General features: G+C 45.6%; 18 protein-coding genes, 1 pseudogene and 1 CRISPR repeat array. Of the genes and pseudogenes, 3 read left to right on the top strand and 16 right to left on the bottom strand.

Going from position 1 to position 22,663, the window contains the following annotated elements; all coding sequences use genetic code 11:
• Nucleotides 1–88: 88 nt before the first annotated feature.
• Both GK108_RS13525 and GK108_RS13520 read right to left on the bottom strand, forming a co-directional pair.
• Nucleotides 89–853: a LytR/AlgR family response regulator transcription factor gene (locus GK108_RS13525; protein ID WP_163948894.1), complete on the bottom strand. Its 765-nt coding sequence runs from the start codon at nucleotides 851–853 to the stop codon at nucleotides 89–91.
• Nucleotides 837–1,988 (bottom strand): sensor histidine kinase, encoded by a 1,152-nt coding sequence (locus GK108_RS13520; protein ID WP_163948892.1) that lies wholly within the window; start codon nucleotides 1,986–1,988, stop codon nucleotides 837–839. Before GK108_RS13520 ends, GK108_RS13525 begins: the two co-directional genes overlap by 17 nt.
• Before the next feature lie 968 nt (nucleotides 1,989–2,956).
• On the opposite strand from GK108_RS13520, the pseudogene GK108_RS13515 reads away from it, so the two are divergent.
• Nucleotides 2,957–4,202: pseudogene (locus GK108_RS13515) on the top strand (IS256 family transposase).
• Between the two features lie 79 nt (nucleotides 4,203–4,281).
• A CRISPR array of direct repeats spans nucleotides 4,282–7,017; the repeat unit is 29 nt; unit sequence CTTTCAATACCCGAAGGTGCGATTGATAC.
• A 214-nt stretch (nucleotides 7,018–7,231) separates the two neighbouring features.
• On the opposite strand, the gene cas2 reads toward GK108_RS13515, so the two are convergent.
• The 12 genes from cas2 to GK108_RS13455 all read right to left on the bottom strand — a co-directional run bounded on the left by cas2 (nucleotide 7,232) and on the right by GK108_RS13455 (nucleotide 18,148).
• On the bottom strand, nucleotides 7,232–7,495 hold the full coding sequence (gene cas2, locus GK108_RS13510; RefSeq protein WP_163948888.1) for a CRISPR-associated endonuclease Cas2: 264 nt from the start codon (nucleotides 7,493–7,495) through the stop codon (nucleotides 7,232–7,234).
• A gap of 27 nt (nucleotides 7,496–7,522) precedes the next feature.
• Complete coding sequence (gene cas1b, locus GK108_RS13505) at nucleotides 7,523–8,608, bottom strand: type I-B CRISPR-associated endonuclease Cas1b (RefSeq protein ID WP_163948886.1); 1,086 nt, start codon at nucleotides 8,606–8,608, stop codon at nucleotides 7,523–7,525.
• A gap of 67 nt (nucleotides 8,609–8,675) precedes the next feature.
• Nucleotides 8,676–9,224, bottom strand: coding sequence for a CRISPR-associated protein Cas4 (gene cas4, locus GK108_RS13500; RefSeq protein WP_163948884.1), 549 nt, complete (start codon nucleotides 9,222–9,224; stop codon nucleotides 8,676–8,678).
• A gap of 2 nt (nucleotides 9,225–9,226) precedes the next feature.
• Complete coding sequence (locus tag GK108_RS13495) at nucleotides 9,227–10,303, bottom strand: CRISPR-associated protein Cas7 (RefSeq protein ID WP_163948882.1); 1,077 nt, start codon at nucleotides 10,301–10,303, stop codon at nucleotides 9,227–9,229.
• A gap of 41 nt (nucleotides 10,304–10,344) precedes the next feature.
• Nucleotides 10,345–11,664 (bottom strand): hypothetical protein, encoded by a 1,320-nt coding sequence (locus tag GK108_RS13490; protein WP_163948880.1) that lies wholly within the window; start codon nucleotides 11,662–11,664, stop codon nucleotides 10,345–10,347.
• 12 nt (nucleotides 11,665–11,676) lie between these two features.
• Complete coding sequence (gene cas3, locus GK108_RS13485) at nucleotides 11,677–13,932, bottom strand: CRISPR-associated helicase Cas3' (protein WP_163948877.1); 2,256 nt, start codon at nucleotides 13,930–13,932, stop codon at nucleotides 11,677–11,679.
• Nucleotides 13,929–14,522, bottom strand: a complete 594-nt coding sequence (locus tag GK108_RS13480) for a hypothetical protein (RefSeq protein WP_163948875.1) — start codon at nucleotides 14,520–14,522, stop codon at nucleotides 13,929–13,931. The genes cas3 and GK108_RS13480 overlap by 4 nt, the downstream gene beginning before the upstream one ends.
• 14 nt (nucleotides 14,523–14,536) lie before the next feature.
• Nucleotides 14,537–15,205 carry a CRISPR-associated endoribonuclease Cas6 gene (gene cas6 / locus GK108_RS13475; RefSeq protein ID WP_163948872.1) on the bottom strand — a complete coding sequence of 223 codons (669 nt, stop codon included), beginning with the start codon at nucleotides 15,203–15,205 and terminating at the stop codon, nucleotides 14,537–14,539.
• 104 nt (nucleotides 15,206–15,309) lie between these two features.
• Entirely contained in the window at nucleotides 15,310–16,245 is a 936-nt protein-coding gene (locus GK108_RS13470) for a helix-turn-helix transcriptional regulator (protein ID WP_163948869.1), read from the bottom strand.
• Between the two features lie 108 nt (nucleotides 16,246–16,353).
• Nucleotides 16,354–16,596 (bottom strand): hypothetical protein, encoded by a 243-nt coding sequence (locus GK108_RS13465; protein WP_163948866.1) that lies wholly within the window; start codon nucleotides 16,594–16,596, stop codon nucleotides 16,354–16,356.
• A 2-nt stretch (nucleotides 16,597–16,598) separates the two neighbouring features.
• Nucleotides 16,599–16,868 (bottom strand): helix-turn-helix domain-containing protein, encoded by a 270-nt coding sequence (locus tag GK108_RS13460; RefSeq protein WP_163948864.1) that lies wholly within the window; start codon nucleotides 16,866–16,868, stop codon nucleotides 16,599–16,601.
• Between the two features lie 65 nt (nucleotides 16,869–16,933).
• Nucleotides 16,934–18,148, bottom strand: a complete 1,215-nt coding sequence (locus GK108_RS13455; protein WP_163948861.1) for a site-specific integrase — start codon at nucleotides 18,146–18,148, stop codon at nucleotides 16,934–16,936.
• Between the two features lie 241 nt (nucleotides 18,149–18,389).
• On the opposite strand from GK108_RS13455, the gene mnmA reads away from it, so the two are divergent.
• On the top strand, nucleotides 18,390–19,553 hold the full coding sequence (gene mnmA, locus GK108_RS13450) for a tRNA 2-thiouridine(34) synthase MnmA (protein ID WP_163948857.1): 1,164 nt from the start codon (nucleotides 18,390–18,392) through the stop codon (nucleotides 19,551–19,553).
• Between the two features lie 125 nt (nucleotides 19,554–19,678).
• Nucleotides 19,679–20,365 (top strand): 3-keto-disaccharide hydrolase, encoded by a 687-nt coding sequence (locus tag GK108_RS13445; protein WP_163948853.1) that lies wholly within the window; start codon nucleotides 19,679–19,681, stop codon nucleotides 20,363–20,365.
• Between the two features lie 43 nt (nucleotides 20,366–20,408).
• Here GK108_RS13445 and GK108_RS13440 read toward each other — a convergent pair whose 3' ends face one another.
• Both GK108_RS13440 and GK108_RS13435 read right to left on the bottom strand, forming a co-directional pair.
• Nucleotides 20,409–21,284: an NAD(P)H-binding protein gene (locus GK108_RS13440; RefSeq protein ID WP_163948850.1), complete on the bottom strand. Its 876-nt coding sequence runs from the start codon at nucleotides 21,282–21,284 to the stop codon at nucleotides 20,409–20,411.
• A gap of 73 nt (nucleotides 21,285–21,357) precedes the next feature.
• Nucleotides 21,358–22,500, bottom strand: coding sequence for a sensor histidine kinase (locus GK108_RS13435; RefSeq protein ID WP_163948848.1), 1,143 nt, complete (start codon nucleotides 22,498–22,500; stop codon nucleotides 21,358–21,360).
• Nucleotides 22,501–22,663: the final 163 nt, after the last annotated feature.

Below are 22,663 nucleotides of genomic sequence, written 5' to 3'. Positions count from 1 at the left end.
AATCTATTATATCCCCGTTAAATTTTATCTCCTTATTCGACCAAGACCCTTTTAAAATAGATAAAGACACATTTAAAATCGACTAAAATTACCCTAACGCTGGTACGTATTTTCTTAGTTCTTCCCGATACAGGGGTCCAAGTTGCAGTTCTTTTCCATTCGTCAGTAAAATCGTATTTCCATCAATTTGCCGAATGGCCGCCAGTTGAACAATGAAGGAACGGTGAATACGAACAAATTGGGGCGGCGTGAATAATTTTTCTGCCTTCCCAATACTTAGATGTGTGAGAATCATTTCCTCATTGAGGTAGACCTTCACGTAATCTTTTAAAGCCTCGACGTATAGAATTTCCTGGTAGGGTATTTGCAACAGCCGCTTCTCTTCCCGTAACCAGATCGACGATGTTTCAGGGGAAATTATTAATTTATCGGAAATATTTTCCCCTGAACCATCAGCCAGCTGATGACTTACCGGAGCCAGCGGGATTTGCATCCTTTCGCGAAACTTCACAACGGCTTTCACAAACCGCTCAAAGGCAATAGGCTTTACTAAATAGTCTAACACCGAAAACTCATAACTACTTAGCGCATAATCCGGATAAGCAGTAGTTAAAATCACTTCAGGGCGGGGGTTTAATGGAAGACTCATTAATTCCATTCCAGACATTTCCGGCATCTGGATATCTAAAAACAATAAGTCGGGCTTTAATTGCTGAATTGCCTCTAGGCCTTTCATGGCATTCGAGCAAGTCGCGACACAGGTTAAATCTGGAATGCGATTGACAAATACTTTGATCAGATCACGGGCAGGATGTTCATCATCTAGAATAATGACTTTATAGGGCTGGCTCATACAGGGTGATAGTTAACGTAACAAGATAATGGGCCGGATCAGACTCAATTGTGAGGGCATGCTTTCCCGGGTAACTATACGCAAGCCGCTTCTGCATGTTTTTCAGACCCAATCCGGGCGACACTGTTTTTTTTATCCTGGGGACACTATTCTCTACCCGCAAAGTAAGATTGGTCGAGTCTATACTTAACTGTATGCTGACCCATGATTCTTGGGCTGATGCCTCAATGCCATGCTTAAAGGCATTTTCAACCAGTATAATCAGGATCAATGGTGGTATTAGATGGTGCGTTGCCGTCCCTGTTACCGTAAATTCAATAGAAACATGCTCATCGTAGCGAATTCGTTGCAAATCGACATAACTGTTTAAAAACGATAATTCTTTGGTCAAGAGCACGCGATCCTCAGACGTCTCATACAAAGTATAGCGCATCAAATCAGCGAGTTTCAGTATAGAATCGGCTACTTTTTCCGGTGACCGTATAGCAAACGAATACACATTATTTAATGTATTGAACAAAAAATGAGGGTTGATCTGTGCTTTTAAGAAGTTGAACTCTAATTGAATAACCTCCTTTTCTAATTCAGTTTTCCGGTTTTGAATACTAAATAGATCTTTAAATACCTTGAAACTAACTGTATATAATAAATAATTATAAAATAGTGAGAAAGAGAATAACCAAACAATTACACTGTCGAAGGGAGCCCTTAAATAGGATAATGTTTTTACATGAGTTTCATTAATATGGTAGAGTCGTGGCAATTGAGGTAATGGGAATAAGGCATAAAACAGATTAAAATGAATTAATACTAGTTCTGACGCAAGTAAATGCGTTAGACAAATACCTCCAATAAAGTAGCTGAATTCAAATTTAGTGAGAATGTACCGATGAGTTATCGTCGTTATTACCAGGTATGCCCCTATCGTCAGCAAACCAAAATAAGCCGTAGATAAAAGGCTGTATCCTAAAATTGACTCTTGAGTTGACGATGGAGCTGTTGTCGCCAGAAAGTGAAAACCACGATAAATGAGTAATAGGGCTGTCGTCCACATGCAGCCGTATCGAATGATACGATAGCTTGGGTCCGAATTAATCAATACCCTGTAAAAGAAAAGTCTTGGATTAGCGCGCATAGTCAATCAATAGCGAACTCCTATCGCAATAAATCGGTATAAGATAAGAATACATTACTCTGATCAGCTTACTAAAAAAAAGGCAATAGATTGTATATATTTCTATAGCAATTAATGATTTATTTTTGGAAGTGCTCGCTGAACTGCGTCAATAGGATCTACTCGAAGCAATATGATAAACACCGTCATTCAAATATAATGCTGAACTGATTGATTACATCTCCCCAATTGCATGTCATTATTCCTAGATTATATTTTACCATATTAGCACCCCATAACGCTGACAAAGTACTATTAAAATGTATTTTCAGTTTGGGAAGACAATAACCGGCCGGCTTTGGGATATGTTACAAAAGCGTCAGTTTCTGGCTAATCAGGAGTAATACTCTGTACAAGTACAGATCATTGTTTCCGGTCAATAGTATATCATACCCCGATTCTGGAGTATTACTAACAATTTTACAAAGAAACGAATGCTAAAGGAACTTTTTCATGGATATGACTTTGTAAAAGCTAGTTTTAATATACAGACTAAACAAATCCATCCAGGCAGACAAATAAGTCCATATTCCAACAGTCAAGGCAATGTAGATAATGCCATCAACCAACACTAGTCAAGAAACGAGTAGTAGCAGACCAGGGCTAAATGGACTAAAATGGCGTCTATTGGTGAATCAGGTGTATAAATTACAAGATGACGCATAAGTACAGTTGTCGTATGAGCTGTTGTACTTGATACCAACTTTCTAGGCCAAACCTCCCAACTTTTACTGATACGTAATTAAGGCCTCCCTTAAAATTGGGGCTGAAGCGTTCAATGCCTTCTCATCTTGGAAAATATAAAATATTTGGTGATGTAGCGTAGATCGTTCAAGCAAATCCCATACACACAACCCTTAGAAATCGGCGATTGCCAGAGAGTGTTCAGTAAAGTGTGTCAAGTTGGAATGAACTAACTTGATAAGTAAATGGAAAATACAAAAGGGGAAGAAAACTTCGATTACACGGCCTTTCGTCAGCAGGCCATTCAGCGGATGCTGGCTGGTGACAAAGAACTTACGGGTAAAGATGGCGTGTTAGCTCCGCTGCTAAAAGATTTGCTCGATGCTGCCCTGTCGGGAGAAATGCAAGCCCATGACGAGCAGAGCCGACCGAACCGACGCAACGGCAGCAAGGCCAAGCAGGTTAAAACACCGCACGGGCCCGTTAGCGTGGAGATGCCTCGTGACCGGGACAGCTCCTTCGAGCCAAAGTTGATTGGTAAACGACAAACTACACTGGGTGAAGGACTGGATAACCGTATCCTCTCGCTCTACAGCAAAGGCATCGGGGCCGCCCGTGCGGTCCTACGAGGATATCCAGGACCATTTGCAGGATTTATACGGACTGGACATCAGCACGGGGCAACTATCAGCCATTACCGATAAGATATTACCCTTGGTTGAGCAGTGGCGCTCACGGCCGCTGGAGCCGGTCTACGCTTTTGTCTGGTTAGATGCAGTTTACTTCAAAGTGCGTCAGGACGGCAAAGTCGTTAACAAAGCCGCTTATAATGTCTTAGCTGTTGATCTACAAGGCCGTAAAGACCTGTTAGGTATCTACATCGGCGATGCCGAAAGTGCTCGTTTCTGGTTATCGGTCTTGACTGATTTGCAAAATCGAGGAATTAAAGATCTGTTGATCTGCTCGATTGATAATCTGTCAGGTTTCGGAGACGCCATCGAAACGGTCTTCCCGCAAGCCGATGTCCAGTTGTGTCTAGTGCATCAGGTGCGCACCTCCCTGCGGTATGTCGTCTCCAAAGATCAAAAAGCAGTAGCGGCTGAGTTGAAGCCGATTTATCAGGCGGCTAACTTGGCAGCAGCGGAACAAAAGTTGGCTGATTTTTCCCATCAATGGGGGAGTAAATATCCGCTGGTAGTTGAAAGCTGGCAACGAAACTGGCTACGCTTAACGCGCTTTTTTGAGTATCCAGCCGCCATTCGCAAGGTAGTTTATACGACAAATACGGTTGAGGGTTTTCACCGACAAATCCGCTGTGTAACTAAATCGAAGGGAGCTTTTCCCTCGGAAAGTGCTCTGGTGAAACTTCTTTACCTGAGCACACAACGGATTATCGAAACCTGGACGATGCCTTTAGCCAATTGGTCACTGACGGTCCAGCAACTGGCCATTTTGTTTGGCGATCGAGTCAAGCCCTACTTAAAAGTCTGAAGGAATGACACACTTCATTGAACATTCCCGGCACGATTGGTACTTTATACCTGTAACTTAACACCGAGCCTCTCGATGAATTTCAATACCCGAAGGTGCGATTGATACCGGCTGGCGTGACGGCGTTTTCTAGCTATCCGTGGGTGGCCTTTCAATACCCGAAGGTGCGATTGATACAGTCTTAATCAACTCCAGCTAGTCAGGGTCTCTCACTTTCAATACCCGAAGGTGCGATTGATACTCTTGAAAAGCGGATGCCTTATCAGAAATTACATCAACCTTTCAATACCCGAAGGTGCGATTGATACTTTTCTGCAGTCGGATTCGACGCGCCGGTATGGGGATTCTTTCAATACCCGAAGGTGCGATTGATACAAAGGCTCGTTCTTCATTGTCAACCTCACAAGCCACTTTCAATACCCGAAGGTGCGATTGATACTTGGCAAAGAGACTTCTCAGGGATGGGGGCAGGTGCTGCTTTCAATACCCGAAGGTGCGATTGATACCGTAACCACATCGCGCCATCTGAGCTAGTAAGCGCCATCCTTTCAATACCCGAAGGTGCGATTGATACACTGCTTTTTTTCGTCATCCGGCTGAGTGGATTTACCCTTTCAATACCCGAAGGTGCGATTGATACAGAAAGAATTCAACTGGAAAGAAGTTGAAACTGAGAACTTTCAATACCCGAAGGTGCGATTGATACATCAACTTAATGCCTGCTTCCCCCGTCTGGATAATCGCCTTTCAATACCCGAAGGTGCGATTGATACTCCATTTGTCGAAGCTGCGTCGCGAGTTCTGTTAACCTTTCAATACCCGAAGGTGCGATTGATACTCGCGGCAAGAACGGCAATTTCTTAGTACAATTTGATAACTTTCAATACCCGAAGGTGCGATTGATACGTTCTTGTTTTTGTTGTTTACTGTGCCTACTTACGCATCTTTCAATACCCGAAGGTGCGATTGATACTTAGTTTTAGGTATCCGTCTTGCGTAAGATTATTTTCTTTCAATACCCGAAGGTGCGATTGATACCGGTTGTGGCGGCCCAGTTATCTACCTCATTACCATCCTTTCAATACCCGAAGGTGCGATTGATACCTGAGCACGAACCGGAGCTACCCACCAATACTGATGTCCTTTCAATACCCGAAGGTGCGATTGATACGTCTGTATCCTGGCTGAGGCTTGAACAGGCTGCTTTCTTTCAATACCCGAAGGTGCGATTGATACACGAGGTGGCATAGCCGCAAACATTTTCTGAAACAACTTTCAATACCCGAAGGTGCGATTGATACATCCTCCGTACAAAAGACTCCAGAGGAGTAGCTTGCTTTCAATACCCGAAGGTGCGATTGATACTTCTAATAAACGATTCCGCGATGAACCATTTGCCCTTCGCTTTCAATACCCGAAGGTGCGATTGATACTGCCGTATTGATTCCGACCGTGGGCTTTGTTGTTTTGCCTTTCAATACCCGAAGGTGCGATTGATACGTACTCTTCCTTGCCCACAGTTCGGCTTGAGCAGCTTACTTTCAATACCCGAAGGTGCGATTGATACATCCATCTTTTGTCTCTGTACCGCGCAGTTTATTCTCTTTCAATACCCGAAGGTGCGATTGATACCGCTACCTTCGAGAAACGACGTAAGCGTTGAGGTAGCTCCTTTCAATACCCGAAGGTGCGATTGATACGAGGAGCCAGTACCTGGATCGTAAAGGGCGTTGCATCTTTCAATACCCGAAGGTGCGATTGATACATCAGTCCAATGTATTCCGTGGGAACAGATTCGCTTTCCTTTCAATACCCGAAGGTGCGATTGATACTTTAAGCAGAGCGGTACTTATAATCAGTGAGGTATTCCTTTCAATACCCGAAGGTGCGATTGATACACAAGCGAAAAGTCTGTCTACGATTTGATGGTGTGTTCTTTCAATACCCGAAGGTGCGATTGATACACGTTGGGCAAAATCCTGTTCAATCTTGGCGCGGGCATCTTTCAATACCCGAAGGTGCGATTGATACTTCCAGTGCTTTTTCGTAGGTGCCTTTCGTGAGCTCTTCTTTCAATACCCGAAGGTGCGATTGATACTCATTCAGCGCGAATCACCCGAAGAGTTCCAGCAGCTTTCAATACCCGAAGGTGCGATTGATACCGGTTGTGGCGGCCCAGTTATCTACCTCATTACCATCCTTTCAATACCCGAAGGTGCGATTGATACCAGTGCGATCGGCTTAACAGTAGGATGGTTATTCTTTACTTTCAATACCCGAAGGTGCGATTGATACTTGTCTACGTCGCGGTCTACATCAACAACATCAAGTACTTTCAATACCCGAAGGTGCGATTGATACCTGATGGTCCGTCCCCACCGTAGATGAGTGACACGTCCTTTCAATACCCGAAGGTGCGATTGATACTGATTCAAATCGTGGGGCTAGCACCTGAATAACAACTTTCAATACCCGAAGGTGCGATTGATACTTTGATCATCCTAGCGCGGACGAAACGCATTTCAAAGCTTTCAATACCCGAAGGTGCGATTGATACGAATGTGAGCCGAATTCTTACGAACGACGAGAATATCTTTCAATACCCGAAGGTGCGATTGATACAATTTATTAGAATAAAGTCCCGCTGCCCATCTTTCCTTTCAATACCCGAAGGTGCGATTGATACAAATATAAATTAGCTAGGTAGATTTACATTAGGCAACTTTCAATACCCGAAGGTGCGATTGATACGACGGTAAACGCTGGCCTAATTGGCTAAAGCATACCTTTCAATACCCGAAGGTGCGATTGATACCAATCCTAAAAAAGCACTGTACAGGGCTTTCAAGTAGGTTTTCAGGCTTAAAAATAACACAAAAAAGCGTCAGCCTCTAGTACTGCTAAAAATGCAGGAGGCTGACGACTTTACAAAAAGGCCATTTACAGGCCGTATAATTTGATTTAGCTAATCATTCGAGAACAGGCCGTATTAATTTCGAGTTGATCGCCCAATTCAACAGGCTGACGACTTATAAGAACCTAGTGCGGTTCACCTCATCGGTGCCGAGTGCAATGCGTTCGACGTAGCGTTCGTCGCGAAACTGATAAAACACCACGCCGTCATCGTCCTGCAAAAGCGCATCCGCTTCCAGTTGTAACTGCTTTAGCTGACCAACGGTTAGGTCACCTTCAAAGACGGAATTTTGTACCCAGGTTAGGTAACGCCGGAATAATTTGAGCATTTTACTCACCCGCTTCTGGTTTACATCATACACAGCAATACAAAACGGCATAGTTATAACGGTTTAGTATAAACGGCGTTACCACCACATGTGAAAACCCTGATACGGATCGCCGACCGGATCGCACAAGTGACGCACAAGTTTGTAGCACTCGTGGCGAATCAGCCGCTCGTAGGATACTTTCTTGTTCATGGTGCGGTGCTGAACGGTCTGGCTTAGGCGCTCATCCCAATGGCTAACCACAATTTTGCGTCCGGCCTCGGTCAGGTAACATCCACCCAAGTATTTCTCGAAGTGCTTTGGATTCAACTCACCCGTTTTTAGGAGCCGGAAAATCATCCGGTCTACCAGCAGGGGTTTGAAGACTTCGGCTAGGTCCAGCGCCAGCGAGAATCGTCGGTCGCCGGGTTCGTGCAGATAGGCAATAGTCGGGTCAAGAGCGGTACGGTAAATCTGACGCAGTACGGTCGAATAGCAGAGAGAGTTGCCAAACGAAATCAGGGCGTTCAACTCGTTGGAAGGAGGTCGTCGTTCACGTTTGTTGAACGGAAACCGGGCCGCTACTTCCGGCCCCAGAAAGTGGGGCCAAAGTCGATAGTACCGATCCCGAATACGCCCTTCAACCGCCATTAGTGTGGGAATATCAACCGTCAGCGGTAGGGCTTCTCGGTCTTTTTTCAATTCCACTAGGGTAGCTTGCACGGCTGCTTGCCCCTCCCCTGCCAACCGAGGTTGATAGTATTTGATAACGCGTTCAATGTTGAACAGAGCCGCTTCCACAAAAGCGCGGGCCAACACCAACCTTCGTTTCCCACTCAGATAATGCCGGGCCTGATCAACGCGCAACCGCCCCGACAACTGCCCCTCCCGAGGGAACAGAGTGGCCGTATAATTGCCGTAGTAGTCGTAGAAAAACGTCGGAATACCCTGCTGTCCTAGGAACGTGACGAGTTTGCTGTTGATGTCGATTTCGCCGAACAGATACAGACTGTCGACGGCTTCGACGGGAAACGGAGATCGGGCACCGTCAGCCTCGACGGAAGGCAACCCCTCGTCGTCAGGGGCATCATCAGGCAATCGCTCACCTGTTGTGCGCTCTAGGCATAGGGTATTGTGCTGGCGACGCAATCGGCCGCTTGAAAAAAGGTAGTGTGGTCGTTTCATAGTAGTGAATTACTGAGACTGAACGCGTTACTTCATCCACCCTCTCGCTCCACTACGGCATTTTGGTTCATCCATAGCAGAGTTCTTCAAAGGCACATTTGGTGCAGAAAGATCGTTTGGCTAAACGCGGGGGCGGTGTTTCCTGGTCAGCGATGGCTCGGATTGCCGACACGGTAGTGGCTAGTTCCGTGATGTGTTCAGCATCCAGCGTGACAGGTTCTGTCCGGCGCAGCAACGGATAATCCAGTTGACCGGTAAACGGCTGTCCGTTGGAACGAGTTACGCCGTTGAGATAAAGTAGCCAGAGGTAGTACCGGACCTGCCAGCGGTGCGAGTCCTCGCAGGCGCGGCCTTTCTTGGTTTCGTGCAGCACGCCGTTTTTAAGGTTTGTCCGGTCGATCTTACCGACCAATTCGGTACCATCAGGCGCTTCGGCGTCGATGGTAAGGTGCTTTTCGTCGCGACTATAGCTGTGGTCGTCCAACAGACGACCGAGCGCCACCGCATCCGACTCCTGTTCCATCCAAAGTCCCCGCATCGACAGCCACGCTTTGCGAGGGCACAGGCGGTAATACCCCACCAGCATACCACCAATGCGAGAGTTAGAGGTGATCATGGTTACAATGCATCGGCGTAAGCCGTAATACGTTTTATAAGTTCATCTTCTGCCTGCTTGAGTGCATAGGGAGAAGCAATATTTGATCGTACATTATGAAGCGCCCCCGCTGTGTGAACAAATAAACTGACGCCTTCAACGGTATCATCCGCTATCGGTTCGACTTTTGCGTTATCGTCTAGTGGCAGGGTCACGCGGATTGAACCAGCTATTAAACTAGCGTTATCACTAATTCCCACAGCTAAAGTTTCCATTGGACTATAGGTTCTGGATTGATTCGACGTAATTCGCCAGTTCAATAACGCATATGCTAAGGCTTTTGTGATCTTCTCTCGTTCTGATTTGGGTGCCATTAAACATTTGCCGAACACGTTTTGTCCTTCGCTCCATCCTTTGCTTTTTAATGCTTCAATTGTATCAGGTGAAATCTCTGGCTCAAACTGATTGATAGACACGGTAAAGAGCCTCCGTAGATCAATTGCGACATCATATATAAACAACCCGACAGCACGGCTTTCTCCCTGAATCCATTTACGAAATAAGCTACGGTTTTGTCCACCTAAAAGCTCCACAATTTCTTCTTCGGATAGGCGTCTCCCTTTTTCATCTCGAACAATAGGCTTGTGAACTTCCGGACGATCACTCCTATCAAAAGAAACATTCTCTGTTTTCACCCCAGCTAAATCAGGATGTAAGGGCCGCATAGCAGAAATCGACAATGGACTACGACGTTTTATGGTTCGTTTTTCAGTGCCTTCCGATTCCTTACTGTCAACGTTCATGTAACCCCCAATTAACTGATCAGGATAACTAGGATCACAGAGTCCTAATGGAGCCCCTTCACCTAATGATTTTTTATCCTTCTTGACTGTTACAACGCTAATGAACGTTATTGGGGCCGGTTGTATGCCAAGGCAATCGATGAATGCTTCCATAATTGAGCGTTTCACTTGTTGCCCACTGGAATAAGGAAGAGGGTAATTGGCACGATAGTCGTAATACGTTTTTTGACCATTATCAACACCGAATACGGTCAAATCAGCTTGTTTTAAGCCACGCAAGTACAAAAAAGATGACATGATTTTAGGAGTTAGAAGTGGTGTAAACTATCAATATTGCACTATGACTGTCTTACGTAACGCAGATGAACAAGCGTATTGAAATACGAGAAGTTATCTCTGGAAATTAGGTAAACTTTATGAGCAAACTTTTCCAGTTCTTCCTTCATTTCAGCATCAGCCGATTCCATAATTGGCACTAAAGCTGCCATAAATTTTGGCTGGTTCGATGCGGATAATAAGTCATTGACTTGATGCTGCCTAGATAGGCTCAAATCCTTACGCTCCCTATCAGGTCTTACGTAAGTTTCATATCGAATTAATAGGTCGGCAGCATGACCGGCTTCATCCCAAAATTCATTATTGTTTAGCATGGCTAGTAACCAAGTTATGTATGTTTTAAAAGTGATTTCGTCAGTTGGTTTGTATCTCCCTCCCTGCATGATGTCGCGAAGACCTTTAGGTTCCAGCGCAGCTACTCCAACAGCACCCATTTCACAGATACGTTGAAACGACTTTGCCGATCCATAAATCGCTCGTATTTTGTCGCGGTCGTTCTGATAAGAGCCTTCACCAAATAGCCGTACATAAATCTGCTCAGGGCGCTGAAGCTGAGTAAGCTGAAATGGGATGAAGCCGTATGTCGAATTGGTTTGCCCCATTTTGTAGATATAACCTGTCAGCGAGTCGATTGCTAACTGACTAGCGATACTTAGTAGCACATTGAGCCATGATTGCGGTTTGATCTCAATATCCTTGCCTGATTCGGCTACCAATACCTTATTTGCAAATCCTCGCAGTGGACTGTGTTCATTAAATTCATCACTAAAGACATGGCTAAGCCACTGACCATTCCAGGAGTTAATTTTATTACCGGGCAGATTATCATAAGCAGGGTCATTTAGAAAATCCCGGTAGTATTGCCAGCCAGCAAACAACGCATCGAAAATCAGTGGATGGTCAAAAAGTATTAACTGCCCCCCAGCCACGCCTATACCCAAACCACTACCAATCCAGGAGCAGTAAACAGTTTCCTCGGAGGTAGTCAGGCTCAAATCAGTTACCTGCCCTGATGTGGTCGCATACTCACTCTCTTCAGAAGCGGGGTACCCAATGGCAATACTGGCATCAGTTGCTCCCGCCTTAATTTTCTTATGTAGATCACTCAATTTTTCCAGTCGTTCGGCAGACGTCAATAGGTGTGGTTTTTGTCCTTTTTTCATCTGAACAAAAGGCGAATTACCAACCCACTGCATGTACTTTGAGTGATTGTAAAACAACTTAAAATAGTGGCGTTCGAAAAACTCCTTAGCGGATAAGTTGTCCTTATTCTTTTGGTTGTAATGCGCTAAAAATGCGCGTCCTACAAGGGCAGTTACCATGTCGATAGCAGATTAAAGAAATCGGTTTGCGTTGTCATAAAATTCTGGTTTCAGGAAGTCCTTTAACAGCCCCGCATCTTTATCATAAGCTCGGTTCGGTACAACAAACGGCTTATTACCGACAGGTGATCGATCCAACCCATTATGGGCAATGGTGTGGTAGCGAACTGGGATTTCCAGACTCATACGTTCTTCGTAGCCCATGCGCTCATAGGCTGGCTGGTCATCCTGTGTAATGCAGATCATCGAATCAATTTCCAGCTTCTCAAACAGCACCGATTTAGGACGGTGAACCAGTTTTTCAATTTCCCATTGACCATTTACATAGATGGCTTCTTTATTGATTTCAATGCTGTCTACGGTTGGGAAAACCTGATCAATTAGCCGCTGGACGTCGCGCTCGTGTAGTACGTCGTCACCAGGCAAGGCAGCAAACGAGTCTTTTAGTACCTGTAATTCGTAGGGTTTGGCGTCGTCCACGTTTTCGGGAGGAGCGATAACGTACACAGGTTTGAACTTACCAATTGTTGTGTCATCACGCTTTCGATTAACCCGGCCAAACCGCTGAATGAGCGCATCCAAAGGAGCGGTATCCGTAATCATCATATCGAAACTAATATCTAAACTGACCTCAACGACCTGCGTCGAAACAACAATACAAGGTCCAATAGCTGTATTAAATTCACGGATTGGCTCTCTGGTCGTCTTATCGACGCGTTTGCCTGTTAACCGTCGTTCCAGGTTTCCCCGACTACCTCGCTTAAATCGACTATGGATAAGCAGAATGGAAATGTCAGGATAAGTTGCTTGTAGTTCAGTGTACCGCTGTTGTGCTATCTCGACTCGGTTGGCTACAACCAATATCTTTTGCCCCGCTGTGATAGCTTTGCCGATAATATCACTAGCATCGGCGTAGCTGGAAAGCTTATGAACGGTATGGCGATCGAATTTATCCAATTGCTCATTAGTCAGGCTGACTTCGTAAATTGACGAGGGGTCTAAGATTTGTCGAATTCGATCCATCAATATAGAAGGCATGGTAGCCGTACCGATATGAATTCGACACCCTAGGGCTCGTAGCATCTCAACAATTTTCAGTACGATACTGCGGGTAATCTGCGTGTACGTATGAATTTCGTCCAGTATGACGTCGCAACCCCGTAAATCCATCAGCGTAGCTTCATAACCGGGCGTACCAAACACAATAGAGGCCAGTTGATGCGGAGTTAACACTTTTATGGCTGACCCAACGTGTCCTTGCAGAGTACGTTCCTCTACTTTTTTCTTCTCGACAACCAAACGTGATGCAGCATGAAGCACTCGAATTTGTTCATCCAAGCCGGGATTGTCGGGCAGAATATCATCCCGAATGCGACCGTACATACTATTAATGGACGCCTGAAACGGGAGCGTATAAAATACTCGCCCTTGACATCGTCGCAACAGAAAATCAGTTTTCCCAGCTCCCGTACAGGCCGTCACAAGCGTATGAGGACGATCCGAGTCCGCACTAACCCTTGAAAGTGGATAAAGTGGATTGTTTATGCGTCGCTGGTAGTGCGTTAGGTCCGGTTTTCGGAAAAGCTGTTGTGTCTGATCTAGCGTTTTGTGAATCAGAGCCGAAGCAAAATGATCGCCAGCCATTAGCAAACCGCGCCATTCCGAAAAACCATCTGGAGCCTTTTTACAATACATCAAGACCTCATTATACGCCTGTTGCGCTTCGTCCAGATTGATAGGCCGCGTTGGAATACCGTAATAAGTGAGCACAGCTAATGCCTCCTGCGACCATTGTTGCCATGCTTCTTCATGCAGCGCTTTTTCTGATAATGGAATATTGTGGTTTTTGCCTTCATTCCAAGCTCCAGCATGAAGGTAAAAAGCCCGCTCCCCAAAACGTACCTGTAAATCAATAATGCCCCGCTCTTTTAAATCACCCCGCACGGATTTATGATGACCTACAACCATTTCAATCAACGGTGGCCAGATGGTCCGCTCGAATAAGGGTAGAAAGAGCAGCGAAGCCAACTCATGACGGAACGGTTCATCAAAGGGACTATGCTGGTATTTATTGGTAAGACGGAATTGAAACGTAGGATGAATTTTGCCAATATCATGCAAAATGCTTCCCTTCCTGGCCAAGTCAGTATCCATCCCGAATGCTTGAGCGGCTTTTACAGTAGCCACACTTACGTGGTCGAGGTGGTGAACTACTGTTGTGTAATCCGGCTTCCCTTTTGCTAATAGGAGTGGAAATGGGCTACTCATATCTCAAGATTCGTTTTAACCGGATTCCCCACAATTTTCAGCCAACCCTCCATCACCGCCCCGTTGTCGAAACGATTATAGCCGACTACAAATGACCGCTCCGAAGGCTCAAAAACCAGTTCAAATCCGTCAAACGGCTGTTGGTCAAAATCATCAGGAGTAACCGTTATTATGTCAGGCCCGGGAAATAGAATATCTTCATTTCTGCATAGGCACAAATGCTGACGAGTTGCTGACTCAGCATCAGCCAAGGTACGAAAGGCTAGATGCAATGCAGGATTAAGCATAATTCCACGAGTCAAAATGGCGCGTGGGCGTTCTAGCGTCTTTCCCCATCGGTTCCAGCCGCGCGGTTGCGTTTGCTCCTGCTGCATGGACATACCAACGTACGAAAGTCGGTAACTAGCTATTCGATATAGGCCGAAGGGCTTATTGAGCAGTTCAGGAAATAGTTTGCGTTCAATGCCACATAGAATTGACGGTGTCAGAAACTGCTGACTGAATGTCTCACTATCGCGCACAGCGGTCCAAGGTTTGATGTAGCCGAACGGGCCGGTGTAGCGGACGACATAGTAAAGTTCTTGGCTCATAGGGGCTTATCGGATTAACGTAATGCGCCAAAACCACTACCCGTTAATTCACCAAGTCCCACCGTCCAGGCAAAATACAGCGCATCGGGAGTTCCCTCAACAATCACCGGGCATTCACTTCCCCGATGATTAGTACCTTTAATAGCGATCTTTCGAGTACGAGCATTTTGGTAGGTACGGTCGAACGAAGCCGTCACACCGAGGTCAGCTCCGGAAAAACCAGCCGCTGTAAGTTTGCGCTGGAATGACTGCGTTAATGCCTGGTCAGTAGCTGGATCATCCCAGAGTAGATAGGCTCGCGAACCATCGGGCCGTTTTTGGCGAATGACGATCGAGGAGCCGTCTGTCAGGAAATAATGATGGGACTGAAACGATGGTGGAGCTACCTCACGGATTTCAAAAATCCGCATACCAAAGCCCAACTCGGGTTGGCTCAACATACCTTTTAGTAACTGCCGGGCTTTCTCGTCATCAAAAAAAGAGATGTTCCAGGTGGCTCCTTTAGGGAAACGCAAGGAACCGTTACGGCTTTCGCCCCCACGTAACCAGCCGAAGCTGTATAAACTTAAGCCATCATGAATATCGTTCTGGCCCAGCCATTTGTGTAGCGCTCCGGTAAGTTGATGCAGATGGTCGTAAGGTACTAACTGAGTAGTAGGAGTTAGTTGTACTTGAAGGCGCATATGTGGTTTAGAAGGTTGTTTTTTGGGGTTAATAAGCTATGTGGGTCAAAGGTGAATGAACACTCCGCCACTTTTTGTCGCTAGGATAAGAAATGCAGGAAATATTATTCTGATTTGGCTCGATAATGGGACAGCAATCCTATTACTCGCCTAGCCATCTTCTCCCGCAGTTCAGCCGGTTCCAGTACTTCGACCAGTTCGCCGAAGGCCAGGATTTCACGTTCAAGTTCATGGTTGAGAATGACGGTCAATTCCAGATCAACAAAATCGGGGGTTTCCTGAATGAGCCGCTGACTACTGTGCAACGGCAGTGAACGGACGTAGTTGGCTTCGCTGGTCTGGAAGCGCAAAACCACCCGCTGGGATTCGAGGTCGGGCGGGCAGGTTACGCCGATGGCATGTCGGCGGTCAGTTCGGCGCTGGCCTGTGCGGGCGGTGGAGATAGGCTGATCCGTCAATGAAAGCCCATGCAACCGATCCAGGCCGAAGGTGCGTGGCTGATTGGCTTCCAGATCAAAACAATCCAGATAAAATCGATTACGGTACTCCAGCAGTAAATCCGGTTCTACCCGCCGGAGCTTTCCTTCGTCGGCTTCTTTATCAAACTTTCGGTAGACAAACTCCACACAGCGACCTGTTTGTAGTGCCTGCCATAACAGAGGCAAATGTCCGTTGCCTGTAAACTGTGTGTTATGCTCAAGTTGCAAATAGCGCCCAATGCCCCGAATACTCGCTACCGACGATGTCAGAAACTCTAACCGTTCTCGTCGTTCGAGCAGTTGCACAAACTGCTCAAAGTCAGCCACATCTTCATCGGTGGGCAGGTCGAGGTAATAGCCCCCTTTGCGTCGGTCATTTCGAATATAAATTTGATAAACCGCTCCAATCGCCCGGATGTCTCGCTCAACGGTCCGTACTGAAACCGCGTCGAAGTCCTCACTGAGCTGAGCAACCAGCTTTTTGAGAGAAGGATACAAAAAAGGTCGATCGACCATGCGAATGATGTGCAGCCGTCGACGCAGGGTCTGGATTTGATCCATTAAAGAAAAGGATATAGACAAACGTAAGGTCAACGAATGAAAATTTATGTCGTTGACTAAACCAGAGAAACGAAGATGTTTTTTGAAGAAATGATATGTTGATTAGAATTATCGCTTTCGCCTAATCGTCTGCTTCTGCCGTTCACGAATGGCTTTCATTTCAGCAACGAGCTTTTCATGCTCGTACTGTGTTTTCCCATGCACCATCGCCCTACTGTAATCGTTGGGAGTATTATCGTTTGAGGACTTCAAAATTTTGTCCAATAGCTCCGGTTCGTGTTTGGCGAGTTGGTAGCCATGATTATACCCTCTAACAAACTCAGGAGATGGTTCTTCTTCGTCTTCTATCATGGCTAAAAGGTCGCTTTGGAGTGGCGTGCTAAATAATCATTGATGGAATCGCTATCGTATAGAATGATTTTCTTCTCTGGCTGCGAAAACCGAATGCTGCCTTCGTCGCGCAGTTTCTGCAATGTTGTTTTGCTTTGAATGCGTAACTTCTTCATGGCTTCACTACCTGAAATCCATTTATCCTCCCTGACCGTTTGCTGTTGCTGAACCCGTTCAAGGACTTTATCAATCAAAGCATAAAAAGCCTCATCGTGCAGACAGATAACTTCCATTGGATTTTTTAGCCAAAATAACAAATATGCCTATAAAAGCAATTAAATGGATGCTGTGCAATATTCTAACCTCCTATAACTGTCTCAAGCGCTTCATCTGCATCCTTGTGGACAAAGTTTCCCTGATAGCCAATAGTCGTTGTGATGGATGTATGTCTATAGAGTTTTTGCAACAATTGAATAGGAATTTTATCTCCAGATAGATTACCGAACGTATGGCGTGCTATATGCATGGTTAGAACCTTGTTGATACCTGCTAACTTGGCTATCTTCCGCATGTGCACGTCCAGCCTTTTTATGGCAGATGCGATTTTTCGCTGCACGTCATAAGCATCATTGAAATGATCAAGTACCTGTAGTTCAGGAAATATCAAATCATGCTTTCCATCCTTTGGATATTGGGCAATGATTTTGAGCACTTTTTCTGGCACTTTCAATGAGCCAGCTTTTGCATTCTTACCCATAGTATAATGCAGCCGGTCGTTTTGAAAATCAGAATGCTTCAAACGTAAAACGTCTGAAGCCCGCATCCCAGCAAAATAAAAAGCGACCAGCCAGACATTACGAGCATGCGACCAATAAGCGGGCTTGCCAGATAAATCAACTGTTTCAAGCAATTTAACCTCATCGGCATTTAAGCCAATCTTATTGGCTTCGGGCAGTTTGATTCTGACCTTTCCCTTACCAAACGGATAATATTTCGGATCAACCATCCCATCGGTTATAGCCTGGTTAAAAAGCGTCCGGATCAAAATCATGTAATTCATGACTGTGCGTTCACTTACATGACGCTCACCTTTCAGGTAAGCCCTGAACTTGTTGAGAAGCGAAACTGTGATCTCTGGAAACATAATATCCTTACCATCCAGAAACTCACGAAAAATATTGATGCGGGGTTGCTCTGCATTCACACGGTTATACTTTCCTTGTCTGCGCATAGTATCCATACTGGCATCTGCAAACAAAAAAAAAGAATTAGCCTGTTTTGTCTTTACCTGCTTACGAACAGCGTTTGATGATATGACTTTATTCTGAGTTGCTAAATCGATAAACTTGCCATCAATCTCTGTCAACTTTTGGCGAATAAAGCTATTTAAGCGGCTAGAGTTGGGATGATTTTTCTTTACTTTTTGCTCTAAAGAGTCCCACTCTGTTTCACGTAGATTTTTACCCAAATGAATGTAGGAAGACTTGCGGTCAACTGTAATGCGGATCGCCAAAGGATAGGTACCATTAGCATTCGCCTTTTTCCTTAGAACGACTTTGAGGGAGTGAGCCATAAAATTTATGCATTTATATGAATGGATTTATGCTCAAAATTGTTGAACCGTATCCGTACCTTGGATCAACTAGATCAAAGATAACATTTTATTGGTACAACATAGGTACAACAAATTGTGGTTTTCTATGTATTTACAAGTTTCAACCAAAAACATAATACACTGAAAATCAACACATATCAAATCAAATAAAACCATATAAAACCAATAATCGCAGGACTTTGAATCCTGGCAGATTCCTATGAGCAAACACGGACGTATTCTGGTCGCTATGAGTGGCGGCATTGATTCCTCACTGGCAGCTGTTATGCTGCACGAAGAAGGCTACGAAGTTATTGGCATGACCATGAAAACATGGGATTATGCGTCGTCGGGTGGCACGAAAAAAGAAACTGGCTGCTGTAGTTTAGATAGCATCAACGATGCCCGTAATATAGCTGTCAACCTGGGTTTCCCCCATTATATCCTTGATATCCGGGAGGAATTTGGGGATTACGTCATTGACCATTTTACTGGCGAATACCTGGAAGGCCGCACCCCAAACCCCTGCGTTTTATGTAATACGCATATCAAATGGGACGCTTTGCTACGTCGGGCCGACCGTCTTGACTGCGAATTTATTGCAACGGGCCACTACGCTCACATCCGCCAGGAAGCCGGTGGACTAGCTGATGGGCGCTACGTCATTTCTAAAGGTGTCGATACGTTAAAAGATCAGTCGTATGTGCTCTGGGGTGTATCGCAGGAAAGTTTAAGCCGGACCAAACTGCCGCTGGGTCATCTGCGGAAGTCGGAAATCCGGGATATGGCGAGAGAAAAAGGTTTCATCGAACTGGTTACCAAGTCGGAGTCTTACGAAATCTGTTTCGTTCCTGACAACGACTACCGAGGTTTCCTGAAACGTCGAATTCCTGGTCTGGAAGCCGAAGTAGCGGGCGGTAACTTTGTCATGGAAGGTACCGGTAAAATTCTGGGCAAACATCAGGGCTATCCCTTCTATACCATTGGCCAACGTAAAGGGCTGGGCATGGCCTTCGGTCAACCGATGTTCGTTACCGAAATTAGGAAAGAAACCAACGAAGTCGTGCTCGGTATCGACACCGATCTCCTACGCGACGGAATGATCGTCAGCAAATTGAACTTGCAGAAATACGACCACATTCCAGCGCCGATGGAGACAATCACGAAAGTGCGCTACAAAGACGCGGGTACACCCGCTACGATTTCGCAAACAGGCGATAAAATCGAAGTTTTGTTCGAGCAGGGCGTATCGGCTATAGCGCCTGGTCAGGCAGCCGTATTTTACGAAGGCGACGACGTAGTGGGCGGTGGCTGGATCATGAAAAGCTTCCGTCAGGCCAATCCGCTGGCTGCTACGAATCAGATAGCTAACGTATCTGCGTAGCCAGTCGGCAATCCATTATATTTCAGCCCCATCCTACTATCTTGCAGATTAAATCTGGCTAGTATGATGGGGCTCTGCTTGTAAACGATTTTCTTTGCAGTAGACCGTCACAACAGGATCTAACTATGAAAACGTTTTTATTGCTGATTGCTTTGTCGGTAAGCGTAACGGGTCAATTACTGGCACAAACGCCCCCTACTGGTCACCCAAATACGAACACCGCTGGCTGGAAACCACTTTTTGAACGAGACTTATCGGATGCCAGCTACCCGAAAGGCGTATGGAGTTTTTCAGAAGGCGAATTGACGGCAACCGAAGACAAAGCGATCTGGACCAATAAGCAGTATGACGATTTCGTGCTTGACCTGTTCTTTAAGACCGCCGATGGGACGAACAGCGGAGTAGTGGTTCATTGCAGCGATACAGCCAACTGGATTCCTAATTCTGTCGAGATTCAGATTGCGGACGATCATGCTAAAAAATGGGCTGAAGCACCTACCAACTGGCAGTGCGGTGCCTTTTTTGGGCATCAGGCTCCGACCAAAAGTCTGGTCAAAAAGCCAGACGAGTGGAATCGGTACACCATTACGTGTCAGGGTAAAATGATTTACATCGTATTGAACAATCAACTCGTCAATACGATTGATCTATCCAAGTTCACATCGGCCAAAAAGAATCCCGATGGGTCCGAGGTTCCAGCCTGGCTCAACAAACCGGCTGCCGATCTGCCGCTACGTGGCTACATTGGCCTTCAGGGTAAACATGCAGGGGCACCTATTTATTTTAGAGGAATGAAAATTAAAGAGTTATAGTAAAAATGCCCAGGTACGGTCCTGGGCATTTATTACGTATTAGCTAGGCAGCGGAACGACTACGACTAATGGCATCTGCTACGTATTCTTTGAAGGTTGTCTGCGTTTTAACTAGTATAGCCCCATTTCCTTCGGGTTTTGCTTTTCCGTCATTGACGGCCTGGGTCATCTCGATGAAGTTTTTGGCTGAATCCTGCGTAAAGCCGGCCTGCTGCAATTGATCTCCCCAGCGTTCTCTAGGCATTTGACTGGCTTCTACGGATCGTCCGAGTATATTACCAAACGTAGTAGCCACATCGTTGGGATTACACCAGCCCGGCCCTTCCAGCTCATAAATTGGGTTGCCTTCCACATCCTGCACGATCACATTCGTCAAAAAATCGGCCACATCGAGTGGCGAAATCATCGGCATTTTTAGATCGGTCGGGTAAAATGTTGGTAAAAGTCCTTCGGCCATTATCGTATCCAGATAGAGCAGCCAGTTACTGAAATAGTAAGCAGGCCGCACTAAAACTGTCTGAACGTCAAGCCCCTCAAAGGCTCTTTCCAGCAAATAGGACATCTTTAAATTCCCAATAGGATGCTGAGCCCCCATTGACGACAAACCAACCACCTTTTTTATCGACGAACCGTTGATGGCATTTCTATAGTTAGTTAACAGCGTTTTTGTTTCGCCGATAACATCGGTAGAACTTGTGGTTTCAGGCGTAAGCACAAACAATGTGTTTCCCTCTTTGATAGCGCCCTGTAGGGCCGATCCATCAAAAACGTCCGCAATACGTACCTGTATGCCTTTCCTCTCAAGCTCCTTCGCTTTTTCCGGATTCCGGACAACAGCGACTACCGGTTCCTTTTCGTTAATCAATTGATCAATTATTGCGGAACCAACCTGACCAGATGCACCTAAGATAACATTCATAGTATTGGCTTTCTTTTAATAAGAAGCAGAATGCATCGGTTGTTCAGAATTTTTCAGTTGTTCACTACGTACCTCATCGGCTTGCTACGTTTAGTGTCAATACTACGTAGTACTCATTTTTATCTTCCGTCACATGCAAAACATGGCCGGGATACAATGTGTCCAGCCGTTTGCGCGCGTTGGCTAACCCCAGCCCACCTACCGTGGATTCGGATTTAGCCGGTTTGCTGTTACGTACCGACAATTGTACGGTAGTTTTCTCAACCACTACGCTTAGTTTCACCCACGATTTGCGCGCGGAGCTTTGGACCCCGTGTTTGAAGGCATTTTCAACAAAAGGAATCAATACAAATGGAGCGATCAGAACGTCTTCGCCCGCCAAATCAGGAAGCTCCATCTGAATATCGACGCGTTTACCCACTCTGGTTTTCTCCAAAGAAACATAATCCCGAATAAACTGAAGTTCCTTCTCTAAAGTCACCTTCGACTCGCCCGTTTCGTAGAGTGTGTACTGCATCAGGCTGGATAACTGATGCACTAGTTGAGCTGCTCGCGGACACTTCTCTTCGGTCAGGGAATAAACACTATTCAATACGTTGAACAGAAAATGAGGATTAATCTGGCTTTTGAGATAATTAAGCTCCAACTCTGTATTCTGCTGTTGTAAGCGAGCATTACTAACCTGCGACGCCATATTATCATAAAGTGCTTTGAAAGCCAGCAAGACGGCCGGATAGGCGAATGATAACGTAAAGTTCCAGGCGAATAACAGGAACTGGTTAAAAAGGCCAATAGGGCCATTCGCCAGCATCATATTCCACGTATCCAGCGTCGATTTCCAGTAAAAGCTGCCCGACATTATTTGTGGTTTACTGTCCGACAAGCTAGAGATGCCCTCCAGCCAGACAAAACCTGCGTAGTTGGCAACATAGACCAACGTATACGTTATCAGGACAATAGTGAGCAGAAGCACAGGCCGAAAGCGATATAGAAAACGCGGAAAAAGCCAATAGCCCCAACCGTAGTAAATAGCCAGTTGTATAAACAATTGCAGATAGACAACTCGCTCCCCAGCATCGCTATATCGATTGCTCAAGCCAATCATAAATCCATCATTGAGGACCAAAATAAAGAGGATGGGTAATGCCAGGAGTCGTATTACCAACTGGGTTGTTTGCTGGCGACGGGGCCATTGTATAGTCCGTACATAATTCATAGATCAAAAATCGTCTTCAGCCACAATCATCGGTACGTTTTTCGTTGAAAGTGCTCTTTTTTTCGATGAAACTCTTTTTGCGGTTTTGTCGAAAAGATAAACGGCTTCACCGAATTAACTGGGGCAGCCTGAAATGCGAGACTACGTTTGCCTCATCAATCAC

Source organism: Spirosoma terrae (assembly GCF_010435915.1).
Lineage (GTDB): Bacteria > Bacteroidota > Bacteroidia > Cytophagales > Spirosomataceae > Spirosoma > Spirosoma terrae.
The sequence above is the reverse complement of the archived record's forward strand: the minus strand, read 5'-3'. Positions and strand labels throughout refer to the sequence as shown.

What these genes read in the sequence shown, in the direction of transcription:
- GK108_RS13435 (WP_163948848.1), bottom strand. Translation starts at nt 22,500, where the DNA reads ATGAATTATGTACGGACTATACAATGGCCCCGTCGCCAGCAAACAACC.
- GK108_RS13455 (WP_163948861.1), bottom strand. Translation starts at nt 18,148, where the DNA reads ATGGCTCACTCCCTCAAAGTCGTTCTAAGGAAAAAGGCGAATGCTAAT.
- GK108_RS13480 (WP_163948875.1), bottom strand. Translation starts at nt 14,522, where the DNA reads ATGAGCCAAGAACTTTACTATGTCGTCCGCTACACCGGCCCGTTCGGC.
- GK108_RS13520 (WP_163948892.1), bottom strand. Translation starts at nt 1,988, where the DNA reads ATGCGCGCTAATCCAAGACTTTTCTTTTACAGGGTATTGATTAATTCG.
- GK108_RS13460 (WP_163948864.1), bottom strand. Translation starts at nt 16,868, where the DNA reads ATGGAAGTTATCTGTCTGCACGATGAGGCTTTTTATGCTTTGATTGAT.
- GK108_RS13490 (WP_163948880.1), bottom strand. Translation starts at nt 11,664, where the DNA reads ATGGTAACTGCCCTTGTAGGACGCGCATTTTTAGCGCATTACAACCAA.
- GK108_RS13525 (WP_163948894.1), bottom strand. Translation starts at nt 853, where the DNA reads ATGAGCCAGCCCTATAAAGTCATTATTCTAGATGATGAACATCCTGCC.
- mnmA (WP_163948857.1), top strand. Translation starts at nt 18,390, where the DNA reads ATGAGCAAACACGGACGTATTCTGGTCGCTATGAGTGGCGGCATTGAT.
- cas2 (WP_163948888.1), bottom strand. Translation starts at nt 7,495, where the DNA reads ATGCCGTTTTGTATTGCTGTGTATGATGTAAACCAGAAGCGGGTGAGT.
- GK108_RS13470 (WP_163948869.1), bottom strand. Translation starts at nt 16,245, where the DNA reads ATGGATCAAATCCAGACCCTGCGTCGACGGCTGCACATCATTCGCATG.
- cas1b (WP_163948886.1), bottom strand. Translation starts at nt 8,608, where the DNA reads ATGAAACGACCACACTACCTTTTTTCAAGCGGCCGATTGCGTCGCCAG.
- GK108_RS13440 (WP_163948850.1), bottom strand. Translation starts at nt 21,284, where the DNA reads ATGAATGTTATCTTAGGTGCATCTGGTCAGGTTGGTTCCGCAATAATT.
- GK108_RS13445 (WP_163948853.1), top strand. Translation starts at nt 19,679, where the DNA reads ATGAAAACGTTTTTATTGCTGATTGCTTTGTCGGTAAGCGTAACGGGT.
- cas4 (WP_163948884.1), bottom strand. Translation starts at nt 9,224, where the DNA reads ATGATCACCTCTAACTCTCGCATTGGTGGTATGCTGGTGGGGTATTAC.
- cas3 (WP_163948877.1), bottom strand. Translation starts at nt 13,932, where the DNA reads ATGAGTAGCCCATTTCCACTCCTATTAGCAAAAGGGAAGCCGGATTAC.
- GK108_RS13495 (WP_163948882.1), bottom strand. Translation starts at nt 10,303, where the DNA reads ATGTCATCTTTTTTGTACTTGCGTGGCTTAAAACAAGCTGATTTGACC.
- cas6 (WP_163948872.1), bottom strand. Translation starts at nt 15,205, where the DNA reads ATGCGCCTTCAAGTACAACTAACTCCTACTACTCAGTTAGTACCTTAC.
- GK108_RS13465 (WP_163948866.1), bottom strand. Translation starts at nt 16,596, where the DNA reads ATGATAGAAGACGAAGAAGAACCATCTCCTGAGTTTGTTAGAGGGTAT.